Genomic DNA, 20,765 nt, shown 5'->3' on the forward strand with positions numbered 1-20,765 from the left:
TTCTTTGAGCTTAAATATTTATCATTAAAAAGGTAAAAGCCTAACCGTTAAATACTGACAAAAAACGCTTAATAGTTAATCACTATCAAGCGTTTTTTTAAGATAAAACCTAATTCATACAAAGACGATGTATATTTTAGAGCAGATTATCCAATCAATGAAGTTATAGACAACCTATCTCTATACTCTATAACACACTTTTATAAATTATCTCACTGGCATTTTCTTTTAGCTCATCATCAGCAAGCTCTAAAGGCAGTGTTTCCGCTTTTAGCTGCTGCCCCAGTATTAAGCGCCCAGCCTGCACTTCTTCTTGTAATAAGCGCTGCAAGCTTGCCAAACGAAACTCTCCATCGTAATATTCATAGATTTGCCGTAAAGAAATTGGTGCCTTGGCATGCACATCACGATATAGGCTATCTGCGGCCAAAATCGTCATCTCATTAAGTAACTCTTCACGTAATATATCTACTTGATTGATTTTACTTTGCAAATGGTTGGCAAATCGACTTTTAGAATAAAGCATCCCGATAAAAATCAGGGTCTGTATGGCAAATAAGCCAATGTACTGCCATAAAGGCAATGAAATATCTAACAGCTTGATTAGCAACATCAGTACCATCGCCACAACGACATAGCTGACCAATTGCCAAAGCAGCCACATCATAAAGCTGTTATCGCCAAACCAAAACATCTGCCTTTCTTTTAACAACGTCAGCTTCTGCCGCGCTTGCCACCATACATGCTCGCGTTGCTTTAATTGCGCGTACAGCTCCGCACGCTGATTCCCATCAAAACCTTTGTCATTGATATCTTTAGCGCTGCGCTCATCAGTTTGTAAAACACTAGACATATCAAAGTATCCTTAAAATAATCTGCCGTTGATGCGGACAGTTATTTTTTGCTTGGTTAATAAGTTACGCCTGCTCAATGTTATCTATAATTAACAGCGTGATAAAAATTGACTAGACTAAAATCTCGTTCTCATTCAGAAAGCACCTACTTAAATCGCTTTAAGAGGCTGCTTTAGATGGACAATGATAAGCATGAGAAGAAAAAGACAAAAAATAAGAGAAGTGCTACACTGCTCAAATGTAATTTTTCTTTATAACTTTATTATTAATTGTCTATTATAGTTAGCCTACTTATGAATCACAACTTAACGACTCTGCATCCTTATCCGTTCGCTAAGATGGCGACTTTACTTGCGAATAGTACGCCAGCCCATAACCACAGTGAAATTAAGCTGGGTATTGGCGAGCCAAAACATGAGCCACCCGCATTTGTGTTGGACGTACTACGCGAAAACTTGGACAAAATAGGCCAATATCCAACCACCAATGGGCTGTTCGAGCTGCGCCAAACCATCGCTCATTGGCTAGAGAAGCGCTTCTTTTTAAATCATCTCGATCCGCATAGCCAAATATTGCCAGTCATGGGTACACGCGAGGCGATTTTTAGCTTGGTGCAAGCAGTGGTTGACCATCCACAAACCGAATTATCCGAAGCCACTACCAATCAGCCAGCCAGTACAAAACCGGCGCAACCACCTATAATTGTTATGCCCAATCCGTTTTATCAGATATACGAGGGCGCAGCGATACTGGCACAAGCAACGCCGTACTTTATGCCTTGTACCATTGATAACGATTTTAAAGGTAACTACCGCGCCGTACCAAAAGACGTCTGGACGCGTACGCAGTTATTGTTTGTCTGTAGTCCGAACAATCCAACTGGCTCAGTGATGACCATGGACGATTGGGAGTACCTATTGCGTTTATCAGACCAATACAGCTTTATCATTGCCAGTGACGAGTGTTATAGCGAGCTGTATTTTGATAGTGCGCCGATAGGTCTATTGCAAGCTTGTGCCGCACTTGGTCGCCATGATTTTAAAAACTGCGTGGTATTTCACTCTTTATCTAAGCGTTCAAACTTGCCCGGTTTACGTTCGGGCTTTGTGGCGGGTGACGCCAATATTTTGCAGCCTTATCTGCAATATCGCACTTATCAAGGCTGCGCGATGCCGATACCGCATCAGCTTGCTTCCATCGCTGCTTGGGAAGATGAAAAGCACGTGGCGCATAATCGGGCTCTCTATCAAGAAAAATTTGCCTTATGGATGTCGGAGCTTGGTGAATTACTTGATTTACGCATGCCGGAGGCAGGTTTTTACTTCTGGATAAAAGTGCCTGAGCAGTTTAAGGGCGATGATGAAATCTTTGTCAAAGCCTTGTACGAACAAGCAAATATTCACGCACTCGCTGGGCGCTACTTATCACGCGAGGTTAATGGAGAAAACCCAGGGCAAGGTTATGTACGCATTGCCTTAGTTGCCAGCGTTGATGAAAGCCGCGAAGCCATCAGTCGCATTCGTAAGCTGCTTAACGCTTAAGAACTCATCTTAAAAATAAGCTTAAAAGCTTGTTGAAAGACAGTTGAAACGCTAAGCGCTATAGTCGATTCTATTTAAAAAGAAAACATTACTGCTGGGATAAATTTTTTGAAGTCTCTGGAGTGCGAAGCACACAGCAAGCGAGGAAAATTTGTACCAGCAGAACACTATTCTGAACCTACCTCTTTTTATATTGGATTCAATATAGAACGAATCAATTCTAATTATTACTATATTACTAAGAAACCGCCAATAACCACAATATAATAATGGTTATTGGCGGTTTCTTACTATGCTGCTTATCAAACAATGCTATAGTAAAAATAACGCTACTCAGTTTCTTTATTATTTAGTATCAGTAAAACTGTAAAACCTTTCTTATTAAACTTCTTAATAAATATGCCATCAAGGATGATGCCATGCCCCATCTTGATTTTACCCAGCCGCCCTTTGATGTATTGAGCGCGGCTGAACGCCAAAGTATCAAAAAAAACACCCAAGTTCGTTATCTTGCTAAAGATGAGTGCTTGCCTGCGGACGGCTTGCAATACTTTTATGTGGTACTCAAAGGACAAATTGAGCAACTGCTTGATGGCGATTTTGTCGCGGCTTATTTAGGCAGCAATCATACCGAACATCTTAATAGTAACGATTGGTTTGACAGTCGGCGTTTACCAAAATTGCTTGTAGAAGTTGATTTACCAGAAAGCAGCGAGTCAAGTAATGCATTTCTTAGTAGTGCTGAGCCTGCAAGTAAAAACCCGATATCGCCCTACCAGTTTCGAGCTATCGAAGACACGCTGCTGCTACAAGTCAATGGCGCGACTATTGATAAAATCAGTGCGCAAAATCATCTAGTGCGCCAATTACTATCAGAAGATTTACCTGAACGACTAAAAGCATTGCAGCAGCGGCGTAGCAGCCAGAGCTTAATTACCGCTAACTACCATGGTTATAATGAGCAGCAAGAAGTGCAGCAGATTATGATGCAGCCGGTGATTGATGTCCGCTTATTGCCGGTGCATATCATTGACGCCACCAGCAGCCTATACGACGCTGCGCATATCATGACTAAGGAAGGGCTTAAGCATGTGTTGGTGCGACCGCTCAACCAATTAAGCCAAAGTAAAACACAAGCACACAAGCACACATTAGATAATGATTTAGATAGCGATTTAAATAGTAACTTAGACAGTGATAATGGCCGTTTGCAAGCTCCTAAGGTTTACTCTGGTCGTACGTTGGGTATTTTAACCGACACCGATATCTGCCGTGCGGTGAGCGACCAGCAAAATCCTGCGACAACGCCTTGCCAGCGTTATGCGAGCTTTAATCTGCGTACTATCGATGCTCATGATGAGATTGGCGATGCGCTATTGACCATGACGCGCTACCGTATCCATAGGCTGCCGGTAATTGATAGCAATGGTGAAGTCGCAGGCGTACTTGGGCAAAGCGATATGCTCGCCCATATTGGGCATCATTCACAACTGATTAGTATTCAAATTGAAAAAGCAAAAGACTTGCCAAGCTTAGATACTGCCGTTGAGCTTATTGGGCGTTATATTCGTGCGCAGCATCAAAACGGGGTAAAAATAGGTAACGTCAGTCGCATGGTACAAACGCTTAACGCGCAAGTTTTTACCAAGCTGTGGCAACTTATCGTACCTGATGAAGTAATGAAAAATACTTGCGTTATCGTCATGGGTTCCGAGGGTCGCGGTGAGCAAATCATGCGTACCGACCAAGATAATGCATTGATTATCCGTGATGGTTATACCCATCCTGATTTGGCCCAGCTCGCCGAAACCTTTAATAATCATTTAGCCGCATTGGGATATCCGCTTTGCGATGGTAATATCATGATGACCAATCCGGTGTGGCGGCAACCGCTTAAGCAGTTTGAAGCGCAGATTGGCTTATGGTTCAGAAATACTGACCCGATACACAGTATTTATCTGTCGGCGATATTAGATGGCGAGTATGTCTGCGGCGATGAGTCGCTGCTAACCCATGTCCGCGAACATTTAAAAATTGCTCACCGCCAGTCAGATCTGATGTTTGTACGCCAGTTTGCCCGTGCCGCACTGCAGTTTGGCGATGTCGGTCAATGGTGGCAAAAGTTTGTCCCGCTACTTAGCGGCAAACCTAGCTCTTATGATATTGACCTTAAAAAAGCCGGTATCTTTCCTTTGGTGCATGGTATTCGTACTTTGGCATTAGAAAACGATATTTTTGATGCGCCTAGCAGTAAAGGACGGCTAAAAGCCTTGGTGCAAGCCCGGGCTTTGACCCAACAGCGGGCTGATACCTTGCTTGAGGCGTTAGAGTTCTTTATGGCGCAGCGTTTGTCCGTTGCCCTATTGACAGATGATAAGTATGCTCGGCACGTTGATCCGACAACTTTATCTGCCCTTGAGCGAGATTTATTAAAAGAGTGTTTGGCCGTGGTCAAAAGCTTTAAAGGTCAGCTCAGTCGGCATTATCAACTGGAATTTGGTTAGAAGTATTTAATGAGGATCATTCATTCAGAACCATTCAGTCAGCCAGTAAATAAAAAAAGGGAGCAAAAATAAAATGAGTTGGCTAAAACAATTATCTTCTCATTGGCAAAAAACACATTTGCAGCGCCCAGAACTGGCATCTATGTTTGATAAACCTTTAGCTAATAAATGGGTAGCAATTGACTGCGAGATGACGGGTCTCAATCCAAAAAAGCATCATTTGCTGTCTGTCGCCGCGATTCATATCAATAGCGATAACATCGATACGGGTAATGGTCTGCATCTGGTTTGCCGGCCGCCTGTCATGCCTGACCGTGATACCATTGTGATTCATGGCTTACGTACCGCTGATGTCGAGCAGGGTATGAGCTACGATGAGATGCTCGCTTTACTGCTGCCCTTTATCGATAATCGACCGATAGTTGGGTTTTGCCCACAGATAGACACAGGTTTTTTAAATCCTTTGGTTAAGCGCTATATGGGCACGACGTTACCAAATAAGGTCATTGATGTGCGGTTGTTATACAGTCGACGCATGGGCAATCTTGCTCAGGGCGATCCCAATCAATCGCAGCATTTGACCAAGATTTTAGCGCATTATGAGATTCCTGAGCTTGGCATTCATGATGCTTATAATGATGCCATTATGACTGCGATGGCGTTTTTGCATATGCGTTAGAATTGATAACTGACAAGTAATAAGCGCTTAGAAAAAACATTAAGCACTATCATTTATAATTTTTATAATTCTTAACTCAAAATTTATCAAACCATTACCTCTAAGCCTCTGTACAAATTTTAGCCGTACGCTGCATTTATGCAAAGGCTGTACCTACGCGAAAATAGCAACTCATGTTACCATAGAGTGTTTTTGCCACCTGATGATAGACTGCTCATGCTACCCACTTCTAAAACTAATAATCGCCCTATTACTACTGCCGAGCTGATACCTGTTAGTCAGCCATTATATTCGCTGAATCAGCCTGCCAAATACCTAGCCACGTTATCCACGCTAGCATTATTTGCCAGTGCTATGTTGACGCCACTATATGCGCAAGCTGCCCTGCCAGAAGCCATTCAAACGGCGCTCACCCGAGCGAACTTAAGCGCTACCGATATCAGCATTGTCATTACCCCAGTTGGTGATAAAAACGCCAGTCGCTTGCCTGCGCCAATTCAGGTTATTAATAGTCCTAAGCAAGGTATTAATAGTTCTCACATCGATAGCCAGCCAAAATCGTTAAGTGCTGATAATGTTGCTGCAGAACCTAGTAGCATGCAAAAACAAGCGCTTAAAAACAATAATGCTAAAGAAGTAAGCGTCCATCAAAGCCCATTAGTGACTATCGAGAAGCAAACGATTAAGCAACATGAGAAACAGCTCCATGCTTATACCGATGATCCTTATACTTATCAAAGTTTAGAAAGCAGCCCATCATTACTGCCAGATGATAGCCAATCAGTGCCTTCAGCGCCTAATCAGAATAGTAAAAATAATGGCAGTAACGTTACGACTAACACTATTAAAATCTCTTTTTCACCACTATTAAGCCATCAAGCCGATATCGCGCGTACACCTGCCAGCACTATGAAACTTGTCCCAAGTTTTATTGCTTTAGATACTTTGGGCGCTGACTTTGTCTGGCACACTCGCGTCTATCATACGGGCATTATCATCGGCGATAAGCTCTATGGCGACTTGATTATTCAAGGTAGTGGCGATCCAAAAATGACCCACGAGCGCTTGCAGCAATTGCTTTATAAAGTACAAACCGCGGGTATTCGTCATATCAACGGCGATATTATTGTTGATAGTGGCGTCTTTAAAAATGTAAGCAAAGACCCTGCTGCCTTTGATAACTCACCGCTACGTCCCTATAACGCCAGCCCTGATGGTTTTTTGGTTAACTTTAGCAGTATCGGTATCCAAACCTATCCGCTAGACAATACGCGCGCACAGCTGACCTATACGCCGCAATTGGCAGACTATCAATTGCCCAGTATGATAAACACACGCTCAGCTGCCTGTGGTCAAGCTCGCTATAGCTTAGCACCACAGTGGCAATCGACCAAGCTGACGCTCAATGCCAATTTACCAGACAGCTGCGGTGAGCATGCCTTTTATGTCGCCTATCCTGATGCCAAAGATTTCGCTGCGCGCGTCATTGCTTCTAAATGGCAAACGCTTGGCAATACATTAACTGGCAAAGTTATCAGCCAAGAAACGCCTTATAGTATAAATAACACTTCTGATAAACAGGCAAAATCGCCACGTGGTCTGGCCGCTATTGCGATATCGCCGTTACCTATTATCAGCTATCCGTCTTTAAACCTTACTCAGCAGATTTATGATATTAATCATTTTTCTAATAATGTGATGACTGAGCAAGTGGCACTCTCTATTGGTGCTTATGACAAAGCCAGTATGAATAGAAATGGCATTAATAGTACTAGTCTTAATAAAGCTGGCAGCGATAAATTAAACACTGATAAAGTGGCCATCAATAAAGTAGACGTGAATAAAAAGAGCGCTGATACGAATAAAATAATTCATCAGCAAGCAACGAGCTTATATCAATTTGGTCAGCCAACAGCGACCGATTATTCGCAAGCGCTACAAACGATTAATACTTGGTGGCAAACCAAGCTGACTACCCCGCCGCCCCATTTAACCAATGGCTCAGGGCTCTGCCGTGACTGTACCATTAGTGCCGAAAACTTAAGCGAGCTATTAACCTACGCTTATGAGCAACCAAGCTTTGATGCTTACGTGAGCTCATTAGGTATCGCTGGTGTCAGTGGCACGATTAGCGCCCATAGCGAGCGCTTGCCCGAGTCACAAGCCATTGGTCGTGCTTGGATAAAAACTGGCACGTTAAATAACGTCACTTCGATGGCAGGCTATGTTAGAGGCTTATCTGGACAGGATTATGTAGTGGTCGGATTGATTAATAGTGACCAAGCGCTGAATGCTTACACTGCCAGACCCGTATTAGATGCGATGCTTGATTGGACCGCGCAGCATTGATGGTCGTTCGTTAACTGCTATTTTTCTAGTGCTATTTATTTTAACAACCTTATGCTCACCCCTTTATAAAGGTCATTTTATGTCACGTAAGCCAACGCAGCTGAGTAAGTCTCCCAGTAGTTCAGGAGATAGTCAATCAGGAGATAGTCGGTCGGGAAGCAATGTAACGCTATCAAACCCAAAAGCCACTCAACCTAAAATGGCGCAATATGTTGGTTTTTTTGCCGTTGGTTATATCCTTGCCAGCGCGATATTTATGATAATTCAAACCAAACTTGCCTTAAACTCGCAGCTGGTCACAGTCGTCTCTATCATCATCGGTGCCTATATTGCTGTACATAAATTTATCAAACATCAGCAGCGCGCTCTGGATAGAGGCGAGATCAACCGCTTAATGTTCGGCGGCGTCGCAGTGGTTTGGCTGCTCACGATTATTTATTTCTTAGGTATCTGGTTTTTCTTATTTGATGCGGTGAGCCGTGATGTGCTGATGGAGATGACCATGCAGCAGCCCCTACCACTGCTTTCGGCTTTAGTTATGATATTGGTGCTGAGCTTAGTCAGCGCGCGTATTAGCATTTGGGCCATCAATCGCTTACTGGACCCTAAGCGCAAAACCGTTTAATTGTTATTTAAATACTTAGCGCTTTTAAATAGTCAGCAACCTTACTTTTTTATCACTATCCAAGCGCATACAAAGTTTTTATCCTATGCATGAGTAAATTACGGTACGCTGTTTCTATAAGGTTTCATGTTAAATAGTATTTAAGTGACATAAATAATCAATAGGAGCTCAAGCAATGGACATGCTTTTTTTCGATAATATAGACAAGCTCGGACGCATCGTGCTGACTGCGGTAACGGTTTACGTTTTGATTGTCATCATTACTAAAGTCTCTGGAAAACGCTCCACCTCGCAGCTTAACAACTTTGATTGGATTGTCACCGTGATGATTGGCTCACTCGGTGCCAGCACCATTTTGCTTAAAGACATACCGCTTATTGAAGGTCTCTCTTCTATCTTGGTGCTGTATGTCATGCAGTTTTTGGTCACTAAATACGCCTCTATTTCACCGCAATTTAGCAGCTTTATTTTATCCGAGCCGCGCATTGTTTTTTATCAAGGGCAGTTTTTACCTGATGCAATGCGTGCTGAGCGCTTGACCCGTCAAGAGATTGAATGTGCCATGCGTTCTGAAGGGGTAAACAGTTTCGATGATGTCGAAGCGATCGTTTTTGAATCGGATGCTCAGCTGACGATTATTCCAAAACCTACTTCTTCTGATAACACTGATGATAATCAAAGCGAAGAAAATACGGTATCAGAAACCATCGCCCCACTTATGTAAGATAATTGGCAAAAGTTAAAGATTGATAAAAGTTAAAACATAAAAAAAGGATAGCCGCTATAAACCGACTACCCTTTTCTTTTATCTTTAATTATTACTAGCCGCTATAATCGCTATTTATCAATAGCAACCCTAGTGCGGATCTAGTGCGGAAATTATTTAATGCGCTGCCACGTTTGCGAACGACCAAAAACCGGGGTACCGACAAAGCCGCGGAGCTTTAGACTTTGACCATTATCACTTAGGGTCAATTTGCCAGAATAGGTTTTTCCTGACTCAGGGTCGACCAGCTTGCCGTCACTCCACTGGTTATTACCATCTGCTTTTAAGCCTGATAGTATCTGTAAGCCTTCAACCGGTTTATTTTTTAGACTACCAGGGCATTTGGTACAAAGCGCATCCGCATTTTCTTTTTTTAGTACCTTAATGATTTTCCCTGACACTTTACCGCCGCTTTCAGTTAACTGAATCACGGCCTTTTTTTCGCCAGTTTTATCATCGATGGTCTGCCATTGTGTGCCATTTAACGAAACAGCAAACACAGAGGTAGAGAGCAGCGCGCCTGCGCTAAAAATAACTAGACTTGATATAGTACGTTTCATGAACGACTCCTTTCGTTTAAAAAAATGTTTCAAACTATCTTTTGGTTTATCATAAAGACCTCACAGCGTTGCTCATTACTTTATGACTGTTTCTATTGGTTGTGTCATTACTCGCTAATTTACTTTATTACTTTTAACATTCTGCCACTATTTTATAGCACAGTATTTAATAATAATAAGCGAAAACCAATAAAATAAAGAACAACTGTTTGTCGAATGCTAGTAAAGCACAAAATTATGCATTGTAAAAGGTCTGTTTGTTACAATATCTTAAGAGCAGAATTCTTTTGTTACATTTAATCAATTATCAAAGTGATGTGTATTATGAAAGTAAGAATATTGACCGTTGGCAATAAAATGCCCAAGTGGGTACAGACTGGTTTTGATGAATACTTCAAACGTATTCAACCGATGCTCAGCACCGAAATCGTAGAAATCGCGGCGGCAAAACGTGCTAAAAATCCATCAGATGCCAATTTGGCGCAGTACCGCGAACAAGAGGGTCAAGCCATATTAGCCGCCCATGCGACAGGAGGGCGTGAGCAACTTTGGGTGCTGGATGTGAAAGGTAAAATGCTCTCTACCGAACAGTTGGCTGATAAACTGGCCGATGGCATGCAGCAAGGCGATGATATTGCCTTAGTCATCGGCGGTGCTGACGGTGTATCGCCAGAAGTGCTGGCAAAAGCCGATGTAAAGTGGTCGTTATCCGCGCTAACATTACCGCATCCGTTGGTGCGCGTGGTGCTAATGGAGCAGCTATATCGGGCGATGAGTATCAATCACAATCACCCATATCATCGCGGTAATTAAAAATAGTATTTAAAAAAACTCCACAGAAGTTGATTTATATAAAAAAGCGTTTGTTTGATCGAGTGAATGCTTTAGAGAAGTAGTGCTTGATACAAAGAATGCTAGGCGAACTCAATGGCAAAAGAGATTGAAAAACAGGCGCGCGCCCTAATACATGCTACATGAAACATCCTAAACCTGCAGTACCTAAAGCCTTGAGCGCTCATCCGCAATCTGATGACAAACGCCAATATCTGACAAATTCAAAACCGCCGCCTATCACAGCAGCGGCTGCTTGGGAAGATGAGCCTACGATATCGAGGTCAGCGAAACTATCGAAGCGACCAAAACTGCCGGCGCTATTTATCTCGCATGGGGCGCCAACGCTTGCAATCGAGCAGTCAGCGACTACTAGCGCACTGGCACGCATTGGGCAAAACTTACCTAAGCCACGTGCCATTATCATTATGTCGGCGCATTGGCAGTCGGCAAAGCTAGAAATCAGCAGTAATCCGCAACCAAAAACTTGGCATGATTTTTCAGGGTTTACGCCTGAGCTATATGATTTGCAATATCCTGCTGCCGGACATCCAGCGCTTGCTGAAATTTTAGCACAGCAGCTGACGGCGCGCGGTATCACCTGCCGTGTAAATCCTTTGCGTGTCAGCGACCACGGAGTCTGGGCACCGCTTTTGCATCTGTATCCAGAGGCGGATATTCCTATCGTGCAAATATCCTTACCGCAGCATTACGACAGTGTCGCTTGTTATCAATTGGGCGCGCAACTGGCGCAATTACGGGATGAGCAAATCCTGTTGATTGGCTCAGGAAGTATCACCCATAATTTGCAAGCGCTACGCTGGCAAGCAGAAAGTGTTGATAAAACCGCTAGAGACTTTAAAGTCTGGCTATTACAACAGCTCAAAACAGACATTCCGAGCGCCTTAGACTGGCAGCAGTATCCTAATTATCAGAATGTACACCCAAGCGATGAACACCTACTGCCGCTATTCTTTACATTAGGTGCGGGTCAACGTGTCTCTGTAGTGCACCAAAGCATGGCGCACCATAGCTTGGGTATGGATATTTATCGTTTTGATTAAGGAGCTGTTGCAACTAAGCTCTATTCCAACAAAGGCGCTTTAATCAAAAAGGCTTTGCTAAAATGCACTTTACAACCTAGCATTTGCCAAAAATCATTCCGAGCATACAAAACTATTTTGCAAAGGCGGGTTTGGTAAATAATCCCGCGCGCTCCATCTCGCCAGCAATACTAAACAACGTCGTTTCATCATTCATACGCCCAATCAGCTGCATACCGATCGGCAAGCCTTTTTTGCTCATCCCAACAGGCAATGACATCGCTGGTAACCCCGTAATATTACCTAACAAGGTAAAACCCATTTTACCGAGTACAGGTGAACTGAGCTTTTCAATCACGCCTGAGCTAAAGGCATATTTACCCATATCAATGCCTTTATTGAGCAATCCGGCACTACGCATGAGCATCTCATCCATACGGCTTGGCGGTAGCACACCATGCTTAACAGCAGGGGTCGGTACGGTTGGGCACAAAATCATATCGTAGGTTTCTAACATCAGACCGGTTTGATATTGACTGTTATGCCAGCCATGCTTAGCATGCGCCAAATCAACGGCAGATAATGAGCGTCCGAGCATTGCCATATTATAGGTTTGTGGCTCAAGATTTTGGATATGCTGCGCGCCATAACAGCGCTCGATATAATCGATGGTAAATGCGGTATGGGCGCAGACTACCACTAAAAAATCGTGCCAAAACTGCTCAATATTAATATTAGGCTCAGCCGGTACCACGCGATGTCCCATTGCTTCTAGCTGCTTAGCAGTCTGCTCTAATACGGCGAGCACCTCTTTGTCGACCACAGTATTGGCCACCAATGGCTGCTGATGCAAGGCGATGGTTAATTGCCGTGGTGCGCGCATCGCTGCTTGCAAAAACGTGCCATCCGGCGGGGCAATGATAAAAGGCGCACCGATTTCCGCACCGCTAGTCGCATCAAGCATCGCTGCGCTATCACGTACTGAGCGCGTAATCACGTGGTCAGCAACCGCCCCTTCCCAGCCTTCACCAACGGCTGGACCCATCGGATTACGACCACGGCTAGGTTTGAGTCCAAACGCGCCGCACCATGCAGCAGGAAAGCGTATTGAGCCGCCGCCATCACCTGCTCCTGCCATTGGCACGATACCACTTGCCACTGCCGCCGCACTACCGCCGGATGAACCACCAGAGCTATAGCCTTTTTTAAACGGATTATGGGTGGCGCCATGAGCTTTTGGTTCAGTGGTGATAATCAAACCAAACTCAGGTGTATTGGTTTTACCAAAGGTATTTACGCCAGTGGCTTTCATGCGTTTGACGATTTCACTATCGCTTTCTGACACGATATTGACGCTACGACTGCCCATGGTAATGGGCTCATCAGCAAAATAGAAAGACAAGTCCTTTAGCAGATAAGGTACGCCAGTAAACGCACCAGCTGGCAAGCCTGTTTGTGCGGCGTTATAAGCGCGCTCATCAAAACGATGGATAATAGCGTTTAATTTGGGATTAAGTTGATTGGCTTGGTCAACTGCTGCATCTAGCAATTCTTTGGCGCTGACTTCCCCTGCATTGACCAATGCAGCCAACGCTATCGCATCATATTGGGTATATTCTTTAAACATAACTGACCTTCCTTGGAGAGTAATTGCGTTAAGGTGTATTCTTAGAATGTGTGCGTATTTATCTGCTAAACCATCACCAGTTTAGTATAAAACATCCCCCTTTATAATCGATAAACAAACTCATTAGTCATTCACATACTAGCGCTATCATATTTTCCCAATAAAAAAGACGAGTAACTTTAGTCACTCGTCTTTTTCGCTATCTAATAAACTCTAAGCACTACATCAAAAGCTCGCGCTTACCGCTTTTGCCCATCGAGCTGACCAGTCCTGCCTCTTCCATCGAATCGACGATACGCGCTGCACGGTTATAACCAATGCTGAATTTACGTTGAATACTAGACGCTGATACTTTGCGTGTTTCCATAATAAATGCCACCGCATCATTATAGAGATCGTCATCTTCGCCAGAAGCATTGGCCGCACTAGCACCACCGCCAGGACTCATTAATTCAAAATTGCCCGCCATATTATCAATATAATCGGGCGCACCACGTTCACGCCACGCGTCACAGACACGGTTGACCTCTTCATCACTGACATATGCACCATGCACACGGTCAGGCTCAATTTGTCCTGGTCCTAAAAACAGCATATCGCCATTACCAAGCATGTCTTCTGCACCGCCGCTATCCAAAATCGTGCGTGAATCCACTTTTGAGTTCACCCGTAATGCGGCACGGACGGGAATATTAGCTTTAATCAAACCAGTAATCACGTCGACCGACGGACGCTGGGTGGCAAGCATTAAGTGAATCCCTGCTGCCCGCGATTTTTGTGCAAGACGGGTAATAAGCTCTTCAGCTTGCTTACCGACCTGCATAATCATATCGGCAAACTCATCGGCGACAATGACAATCATTGGCAAGGTTTTTAGCTTTGGCGCTTGGCTGATACTCACGCTATCATTAGGTCGCCATAAAGGATCAAGCATCGGATTGCCCGATTTCTCAGCAGCGATGACTTTTTTATTGAACTCGTTAAGCTTACGTACCTTCAATAAGCTCATTAGCTGATAACGGCGCTCCATCTCTGCCACGCACCATGACAAGGCACTTGCCGCTTCGGTCATATCAGTGACGACTGGCGTTAGCAGATGCGGAATATCATTATAGTTAGCAAGCTCAAGCTGCTTTGGATCAATCAAAATAAGACGCAGCTCATTCGGCGTATATTTAAGCAGCATGGATAACAGCATCGAGTTTACTAATACCGATTTACCAGAACCTGTGGTACCAGCAACGAGCATATGCGGTGCGCGAGCAAGGTCGGTAATAATCGGATTGCCGCCGATATCTTTACCCATCGCCATACTAATTTGGGCTTTAGGGTCGTTGAATTTTTCCGTATTTAACAACTCAATCAAACGTACCATTTCGCGCTGCTTGTTTGGCACCTCAATACCAATATACGGCTTACCAGGGATGACCTCGACCACACGCAAAGACGCCATTGATAGCGAGCGTGCCAAATCGCGCGAAATGCCCGTAACCTTGCTGGCTTTCACTCCAGCAGCAAGCTCAACTTCAAAGCGCGTTACTACCGGACCTGGAATGGCATTAACCACGTTTGCTTTTACATTAAACTCTTGCAGTTTAATCTCTAATAATTCAGACAACTGCTCAAGCTCAGCCAATGTATAGCTTGGCTTACGATCAGGGTCAGGTTTATCTAAAATAGAAATCTCAGGAATAGGCGTCAGACTACTGCGATAAGCGGCCGTTTGCATCGAACGTGATTTTTGGCTGAAGGCGGCATCATCACTGATATGCGGCATCACAGGCAGGTCAGTGTCGTCAGCTCGACTGTTATCTTCTGGCATCATGTCAGCAATATGATTACTACTATCGCCTTCTGGCACTGCAAAGCTTACCGTAGGTTTAGTCGCGGTGACAGGCGAAGTATTTGTCTGTGCAATGCTAGCTGTAGTGCCTGCTGCAATACCAGTTTCTGCTGTCGGCGCGAGTTTAGGATTAGCAGGCGGCGTATTGGTCGGTGTCATATCAGCGATTTCGGTAACTTTAGCAACCTCGACCATCTCATCGACTGGCGTAGCAAAATCTACTGCTGATGTCCTGACTACTTCAGGCTTTACTAAAGGCTCAGCATCATAAGAAAAATCAGGTTGTTCAATAGACCAACTTTCAGAAAGGTCATCTATTGATTCATCAACCACATTATTTAATGTATGATCAGCTTTCTGTTCCTGTGCCGCGGTGTCAAATGATGTTTCTAACACGGGCGCTTCAATCAAGGGGTCATTTTCTTCTAACTCAGGCGCAACTGGAACCGCCGCATTTTCTGCTAGCCAAGCATCAACTAAGGTGTCAACTGCTAAGCTATCAACGCTTTCTGCCATTTCATGCTCATCATCATTAACAATATGATCAGAAGTATTAGACGACGCAACAGATTTATCAAAGTCTTGGACGTTCGGGTTTGAAGCAGCAGCTGTACCATAAACAAGCGTATCTTGCCCAGCAATGGCCTCACTTGCCAACAAATCATCGACCGTATCAGCATCATTCCAAGCAAAACTTGGTTCGACTTTACGGGTAGGCGCCATAACTGAGGTTACTACAGGCGCTGATGTTTGCTGTTGGTTAACATGACTAAAACTGCTTGCATTCGCTGAAGCCGTTTGTAATTGCTCATCCTGTCCAGTGCTGTTGGTTGCAGTTTGTGCCACTGCTGCAGCGGCTGACATGGACGCTTTGACGCTAGCACCTAGACCTGACGTCGCTAAAAAATCTTTCAACACGTTATTAAAACGACCGCTCTTATCTGCTGTTTGGGCATGACTTGCATGGTCAGTAGCTGACAAATCCAGTGGTAATTGCTCAAAGGCTGCAGCGGCTTTTTCACCTGTTACATTATCGTCATCATTTTGCTGTTGCTCAGCTGCTGCCTGCACAGCTTGTCTATTATCCTGCTTACTATCATTATCTTGAACCGCAGCATCGCGCCATGACCACGTTTTGATTTTCTGATAAATCGCCAGCCAATGAATATTAAAGGCAAAAGTTGCAGTAATCACTACAAATACCGCTAAAAACGTCACACTGCCCCACTGCGATAAGAGCTGTGCCAAACGTGCTTGCAGCTCAAGACCAATAATACCGCCAGCAACGCCTTTAAGGCCTGACACCATTGGATCTGCCACTTGCTGTACTAGCGCTACCAATTGCGCAAACAAGGCACTGGCACTTAATAGCAAAAACACATAAGCAACCAAACGTAGCAACCAAAACGTTGGTTTGTTATCCCACCAGATCAGCACCGACTCATAAACCAAAAACGCCAGCAACCACCAGGCACCAAAACCAAAGAAGCTATAAAGCAAATCTGATAGCCACGCGCCCATCTCGCCACCCATATTATTCACGGTAGTCATATCACTACTGATGTGCGACCAGCTCGGATCATTACCGGTATAAGTCATCAAAATGACGAATAAATAAACCGCCAGTATTAATCCAAGCAGGGTAAATATGCCCTTTTTTAAATACTCAATAAGTGGTGCTGATATCACGTAAGATCTGCCTTGTTGTTAATACTCGTTATTAATATTAAATGGTCGCCAGTTTCTGAATAAAGCCAATTATTCTCACTACGCTGAAATGGTTTTGTGCTGTTAAGTGACAATATACCAATATAAGTAAATCATTTACTCTAGCCACTACTACCCTTGCATAACTTCTTATAATAACAAATACATAGGCGTAGTGGCGACAGTGTTATCAAGAAAGAGGGTAAGAAAATAAATCCATCAGTGGTTTAGCAAAAAATGCTGCCATTAACCGAACATTCGCCACATATTTGCGTAATAAATGGCTGCCCTATAAAAGAGATGCGGTTATTTTTGGGAATCGTTTTTTCAGGTACTATGTTTTCAAATTCAGTATTTTTAGATGCCGTACTTTTAGTTGGCATGTTTTCAGGCACATTTTTCAAGGTCATGATGCTTTGATTCTAATGATACCCATATTCGTTTTAGCAAACTTGCACTTTTTGCCATCTGCCCTTATGTTATTATCACATAGCAATGATAAAAACCATATTCTTCGCTACTTTTGGCGAATATCTTTTATAATACTTGTCATTTATACGATGCATTTTCATTATTCTAATTTTTATATTCTCATTCCAATCCTTTTTATTCTGATAGTTAGCAAGGAAATTTTATGGCAACTGATAATACAGCTCCACGCCACGAAAAATTGATTATTTTAGGTTCAGGTCCTGCCGGTTACGCCGCAGCCGTTTATGCTGCACGTGCCAACCTAAAGCCAGTGATGGTGACTGGTATGGAAGTGGGAGGTCAGCTGACCACCACCACTGAGGTCGATAACTGGCCGGGCGATGCTCATGATTTAACGGGTCCTGCGCTTATGGATCGCATGAAAGCCCATGCCGAGCGCTTCGGTACTGAGCTGGTCTATGACCACATCAATGAGGTCAATCTTAATGAGCGTCCTTTTACCCTGGTCGGGAATAACGGTAGCTATACTTGTGATGCCCTAATTATCTCAACGGGTGCATCTGCGCAGTATTTAGGCTTAGAGTCAGAAACCAAATTTCGCGGTTTAGGCGTGTCGGCTTGTGCCACCTGTGATGGCTTCTTTTATAAAGACCAAAAAGTCGCCGTCATTGGCGGTGGTAATACCGCCGTTGAAGAAGCATTGTACTTATCCAATATCGCTTCTGAAGTCACTTTAGTCCATCGCCGCGACCGCTTACGCTCAGAAAAAATCCTGCAAGATAAGCTATTTGAAAAAGCTAAAAATGGCAATGTTAAAATCGAATGGAATCACAGTGTAAAAGAAGTGGTTGGTGATGATATGGGTGTTAATGGCGTGGTCATAGAATCTATGATTGATGGCAGCACCAAAAAACTTGATGTTTTCGGTATGTTTGTTGCAATTGGTCATAAGCCAAATACTGACTTATTTAAAGGTCAGTTAGAGATGAAAGATGGTTATCTGATCGTCAATAGCGGCTTAAATGGTAATGCCACCCAAACCAGTATTGAAGGCGTATTTGCCGCAGGCGATGTTGCCGATCATGTTTATCGTCAAGCTATTACTTCTGCGGGCACGGGCTGTATGGCTGCGCTTGATGCTGAAAAATACTTGGATGCTATTGGTGAGGCTGTTGCTCAAGATCATACGTATGCCTCAACGTTGACTGCTGATAAAGAAGCATAAATGAGTAACTTTGCTAACGATGACGGTCGCATTGTTATCGACATCAATACAACTGATATAACGCCTGAGACCTTCCGTAAACACGTTAAAAGTCTTGGGCGTTATAACTTTCCCGACCCTGTGATGGTTGATCCTGATGGCATCGGTATCGTTGCCGTCGGCGGAGATTTGGCGCCTACAACGCTGATTTCTGCTTACGCGCAGGGATTATTTCCGTGGTTTAATGAGGATGAACCTATCGCGTGGTGGTGTCCAGAGCCGCGCTGTATCATGCTACCCACTGACTATAAGCCTAGTAAATCGCTGCGCAAGCAAGCTGGAAGGTCTCGTTGGCAATTAACTATAAATAAAGCGTTCGATGACGTTATCCATGCATGTAGTTTGCCGCGTAGCGACGCTATTAATGACACGCTGACCGAGGGCGAACATACTTGGATTCATGATGAAATGATTGAAGCCTATACCGAGCTACATGCTCAAGGCTTTGCGCATAGCATTGAAGTTTGGGATGATAATCAGCAGTTGATTGGCGGGTTATATGGCTTAAAGATAGGCGGGATTTATTTTGGCGAATCGATGTTTCATGTCGCTTCTAATGCGTCAAAGCTCGCCTTTTGGGGCTTGATGTGTTTATGTGCCCAAAGCAAAGTGGAATTGGTAGACTGTCAGTTGCCAAATGAGCATCTGATGAGCTTAGGGGCAGCGACCTTGCCGCGTGCTGACTTTTTAGCACAGCTAGATACACTGATTGGCAGCCGTTCAGTCAAATGGCAAAGAGATTCTCATCAACCTTTAGCCGTATCATTACTCGATAAGCCACAACCGTGGCAATTAAAAATCTAAAGCAAACTCCCTTTACACTGCGTTTCCAATCATCATTTATACAATAAGTAAGTTAAATATTTTACTTACGAGGTTATCATGGCACCTGATACAGCATTTTTACTTATTGGCACACTGGCGACGCAAGCCAATACAACTAAGGACACGGTGCGTCATTATGATCAGTTGGGTCTACTCAGATCACGTAAGCGCCAAGCGGGCTCACGGCTGTATACTGAGTTTCATCCTGAATGCGTTGAGCGCATTGAGTTAATCAAAAGCGCACAAGCAATTGGCTTTACCCTTACTGAAATCAGAGACAGTCTAAATGACTATTACGATGGACAGTTAGATATTGGTTTACAGCTGACGCTTACTCAACAAAAACTTACACAAGTCAAAAAACAGCAAGCCAATATTAACGTGATGGTAGAGCTGTTAAGCGAACGTATAGAGGTGCTCGAATGCATGAAAGCAGACAGTAACCATCAACTCAATATTGAAATCTGCAAAAAGAAAACACTCAAATAACCTCCGAAATATTAAGAAATCAACAGATTTTGTTCATTGATATTTTTTAGTTAAATAGTATCAGTTCTATTCATGGCTAATATACATAAGTATGCTGCATGATTAACGCATCAATAGCTGGCTGATGCGGGACTTGATAATAGCCCTTTCGCGTATGAATCACGGCAAACCCTTGTTGTTCATATAAAGCAATTGCGGCAAAATTATCTGCCCGCACCTCTAATAATAAGCTCTCTACCTGATTGATCATTAACTCTGCATTTAATTTGGCAAAAATCTGTGAGGCGATACCTTGACGCTGATAATCAGGATGGGTACCGATACGCAATATTTCTGCTTGCTCAAAGAGTGATTGATATAAACAATAGCCAATTACCTTTTCAGTATCGGCTTTATCTTCTCGTTTATAAACTATCAGCATATGCATACTATCTTGTTCAACCATCTCAACTAGCGTCTGATACGTCCATGCGTCGTACGGCTGTACTAGCGATTCGATATTTGCGACTGCCTCAATCGTTTTTTGCAGCTTTGATGCATTGGTTGCTAGCTTCTCGATAATAAACACAGTTATTCCTTTTGTTTTTCTTATCTAATAACGGTTATGTTATCGTAAATGTTTATGGTTATTGGTATTTACTCATCTATTTAACCCAAAAAAAAGCCACCCTCTTTCAAGGATGGCTTTTTACTTACTGCTTAACGTTATCAGATTGCTCTGATAGCGTTAGTGCTTAGCTAAGTACGTTAGCAACAACACCAGCGCCTACAGTACGGCCGCCTTCACGAATAGCGAAGCGTAGACCTTTGTCCATAGCGATTGGGT

At 43.6% G+C, this 20,765-nt stretch carries 17 protein-coding genes; 11 read left to right on the top strand and 6 right to left on the bottom strand.

Features of this window, described 5'->3' with window-relative positions; all coding sequences use genetic code 11:
* Window positions 1-187: 187 nt before the first annotated feature.
* Window positions 188-853: a hypothetical protein gene (locus FHS24_RS11990; RefSeq protein ID WP_183621355.1), complete on the bottom strand. Its 666-nt coding sequence runs from the start codon at window positions 851-853 to the stop codon at window positions 188-190.
* Window positions 854-1,147: 294 nt separating this feature from the next.
* Here FHS24_RS11990 and dapC point away from each other — a divergent pair, with 294 nt between their 5' ends.
* The 6 genes from dapC to FHS24_RS12020 all read left to right on the top strand — a co-directional run bounded on the left by dapC (window position 1,148) and on the right by FHS24_RS12020 (window position 9,276).
* Entirely contained in the window at window positions 1,148-2,395 is a 1,248-nt protein-coding gene (gene dapC, locus FHS24_RS11995) for a succinyldiaminopimelate transaminase (RefSeq protein ID WP_183621356.1), read from the top strand.
* Window positions 2,396-2,814: 419 nt separating this feature from the next.
* Entirely contained in the window at window positions 2,815-4,899 is a 2,085-nt protein-coding gene (locus FHS24_RS12000; RefSeq protein ID WP_183621357.1) for a DUF294 nucleotidyltransferase-like domain-containing protein, read from the top strand.
* A gap of 73 nt (window positions 4,900-4,972) precedes the next feature.
* Entirely contained in the window at window positions 4,973-5,578 is a 606-nt protein-coding gene (locus FHS24_RS12005; RefSeq protein WP_183621358.1) for a 3'-5' exonuclease, read from the top strand.
* Between the two features lie 216 nt (window positions 5,579-5,794).
* The gene (locus tag FHS24_RS12010) at window positions 5,795-7,927 is read left to right on the top strand and encodes a D-alanyl-D-alanine carboxypeptidase/D-alanyl-D-alanine-endopeptidase (protein ID WP_227671810.1); all 2,133 of its coding nucleotides are present in this window, start codon (window positions 5,795-5,797) and stop codon (window positions 7,925-7,927) included.
* A 79-nt stretch (window positions 7,928-8,006) separates the two neighbouring features.
* On the top strand, window positions 8,007-8,552 hold the full coding sequence (locus FHS24_RS12015; protein ID WP_183621360.1) for an ABZJ_00895 family protein: 546 nt from the start codon (window positions 8,007-8,009) through the stop codon (window positions 8,550-8,552).
* A 175-nt stretch (window positions 8,553-8,727) separates the two neighbouring features.
* Entirely contained in the window at window positions 8,728-9,276 is a 549-nt protein-coding gene (locus FHS24_RS12020; protein ID WP_183621361.1) for a DUF421 domain-containing protein, read from the top strand.
* 155 nt (window positions 9,277-9,431) lie between these two features.
* Here the strand turns inward: FHS24_RS12020 and FHS24_RS12025 are convergent, their stop codons facing one another.
* Entirely contained in the window at window positions 9,432-9,878 is a 447-nt protein-coding gene (locus FHS24_RS12025; protein ID WP_183621362.1) for a DUF2147 domain-containing protein, read from the bottom strand.
* 324 nt (window positions 9,879-10,202) lie between these two features.
* Between FHS24_RS12025 and rlmH the strand changes: the two genes are divergently transcribed.
* Window positions 10,203-10,691, top strand: a complete 489-nt coding sequence (rlmH, locus tag FHS24_RS12030; protein WP_183621363.1) for a 23S rRNA (pseudouridine(1915)-N(3))-methyltransferase RlmH — start codon at window positions 10,203-10,205, stop codon at window positions 10,689-10,691.
* A gap of 161 nt (window positions 10,692-10,852) precedes the next feature.
* Window positions 10,853-11,773 carry a DODA-type extradiol aromatic ring-opening family dioxygenase gene (locus FHS24_RS12035; protein ID WP_183621364.1) on the top strand — a complete coding sequence of 307 codons (921 nt, stop codon included), beginning with the start codon at window positions 10,853-10,855 and terminating at the stop codon, window positions 11,771-11,773.
* A 112-nt stretch (window positions 11,774-11,885) separates the two neighbouring features.
* Here the strand turns inward: FHS24_RS12035 and FHS24_RS12040 are convergent, their stop codons facing one another.
* Window positions 11,886-13,379, bottom strand: a complete 1,494-nt coding sequence (locus tag FHS24_RS12040) for an amidase (RefSeq protein ID WP_183621365.1) — start codon at window positions 13,377-13,379, stop codon at window positions 11,886-11,888.
* A gap of 220 nt (window positions 13,380-13,599) precedes the next feature.
* The gene (locus tag FHS24_RS12590) at window positions 13,600-16,911 is read right to left on the bottom strand and encodes a DNA translocase FtsK (RefSeq protein WP_183621366.1); all 3,312 of its coding nucleotides are present in this window, start codon (window positions 16,909-16,911) and stop codon (window positions 13,600-13,602) included.
* A 652-nt stretch (window positions 16,912-17,563) separates the two neighbouring features.
* Here FHS24_RS12590 and trxB point away from each other — a divergent pair.
* The 3 genes from trxB (at window position 17,564) to FHS24_RS12060 (ending at window position 19,939) form a co-directional block, all read left to right on the top strand.
* Window positions 17,564-18,586 carry a thioredoxin-disulfide reductase gene (trxB, locus tag FHS24_RS12050; protein ID WP_183621367.1) on the top strand — a complete coding sequence of 341 codons (1,023 nt, stop codon included), beginning with the start codon at window positions 17,564-17,566 and terminating at the stop codon, window positions 18,584-18,586.
* Entirely contained in the window at window positions 18,587-19,429 is an 843-nt protein-coding gene (gene aat / locus FHS24_RS12055; RefSeq protein ID WP_183621368.1) for a leucyl/phenylalanyl-tRNA--protein transferase, read from the top strand.
* Between the two features lie 78 nt (window positions 19,430-19,507).
* On the top strand, window positions 19,508-19,939 hold the full coding sequence (locus FHS24_RS12060; protein ID WP_183621369.1) for a MerR family transcriptional regulator: 432 nt from the start codon (window positions 19,508-19,510) through the stop codon (window positions 19,937-19,939).
* A 76-nt stretch (window positions 19,940-20,015) separates the two neighbouring features.
* Here FHS24_RS12060 and rimI read toward each other — a convergent pair whose 3' ends face one another.
* Together rimI and FHS24_RS12070 are read right to left on the bottom strand one after the other, a co-directional pair.
* A complete protein-coding gene (gene rimI, locus FHS24_RS12065; protein WP_183621370.1) occupies window positions 20,016-20,507 on the bottom strand; it encodes a ribosomal protein S18-alanine N-acetyltransferase in 492 nt (163 codons plus the stop codon).
* Window positions 20,508-20,673: 166 nt separating this feature from the next.
* Window positions 20,674-20,765, bottom strand: a 92-nt coding sequence (locus FHS24_RS12070; RefSeq protein WP_459213797.1) for an EF-Tu C-terminal domain-related protein, incomplete at its 5' end; no start/stop codon positions are given.

Source organism: Psychrobacter luti (genome assembly GCF_014192115.1).
In the GTDB taxonomy this organism is placed as follows: Bacteria; Pseudomonadota; Gammaproteobacteria; order Pseudomonadales; family Moraxellaceae; genus Psychrobacter; species Psychrobacter luti.

Bases quoted from the DNA above. Each gene is read 5' to 3' on its own strand.
- FHS24_RS12005 (WP_183621358.1), top strand. From the start codon at position 4,973: ATGAGTTGGCTAAAACAATTATCTTCTCATTGGCAAAAAACACATTTG.
- FHS24_RS12015 (WP_183621360.1), top strand. From the start codon at position 8,007: ATGTCACGTAAGCCAACGCAGCTGAGTAAGTCTCCCAGTAGTTCAGGA.
- dapC (WP_183621356.1), top strand. From the start codon at position 1,148: ATGAATCACAACTTAACGACTCTGCATCCTTATCCGTTCGCTAAGATG.
- trxB (WP_183621367.1), top strand. From the start codon at position 17,564: ATGGCAACTGATAATACAGCTCCACGCCACGAAAAATTGATTATTTTA.
- FHS24_RS11990 (WP_183621355.1), bottom strand. From the start codon at position 853: ATGTCTAGTGTTTTACAAACTGATGAGCGCAGCGCTAAAGATATCAAT.
- FHS24_RS12010 (WP_227671810.1), top strand. From the start codon at position 5,795: ATGCTACCCACTTCTAAAACTAATAATCGCCCTATTACTACTGCCGAG.
- FHS24_RS12040 (WP_183621365.1), bottom strand. From the start codon at position 13,379: ATGTTTAAAGAATATACCCAATATGATGCGATAGCGTTGGCTGCATTG.
- FHS24_RS12060 (WP_183621369.1), top strand. From the start codon at position 19,508: ATGGCACCTGATACAGCATTTTTACTTATTGGCACACTGGCGACGCAA.
- aat (WP_183621368.1), top strand. From the start codon at position 18,587: ATGAGTAACTTTGCTAACGATGACGGTCGCATTGTTATCGACATCAAT.
- FHS24_RS12035 (WP_183621364.1), top strand. From the start codon at position 10,853: ATGAAACATCCTAAACCTGCAGTACCTAAAGCCTTGAGCGCTCATCCG.
- FHS24_RS12020 (WP_183621361.1), top strand. From the start codon at position 8,728: ATGGACATGCTTTTTTTCGATAATATAGACAAGCTCGGACGCATCGTG.
- rlmH (WP_183621363.1), top strand. From the start codon at position 10,203: ATGAAAGTAAGAATATTGACCGTTGGCAATAAAATGCCCAAGTGGGTA.
- FHS24_RS12000 (WP_183621357.1), top strand. From the start codon at position 2,815: ATGCCCCATCTTGATTTTACCCAGCCGCCCTTTGATGTATTGAGCGCG.
- FHS24_RS12025 (WP_183621362.1), bottom strand. From the start codon at position 9,878: ATGAAACGTACTATATCAAGTCTAGTTATTTTTAGCGCAGGCGCGCTG.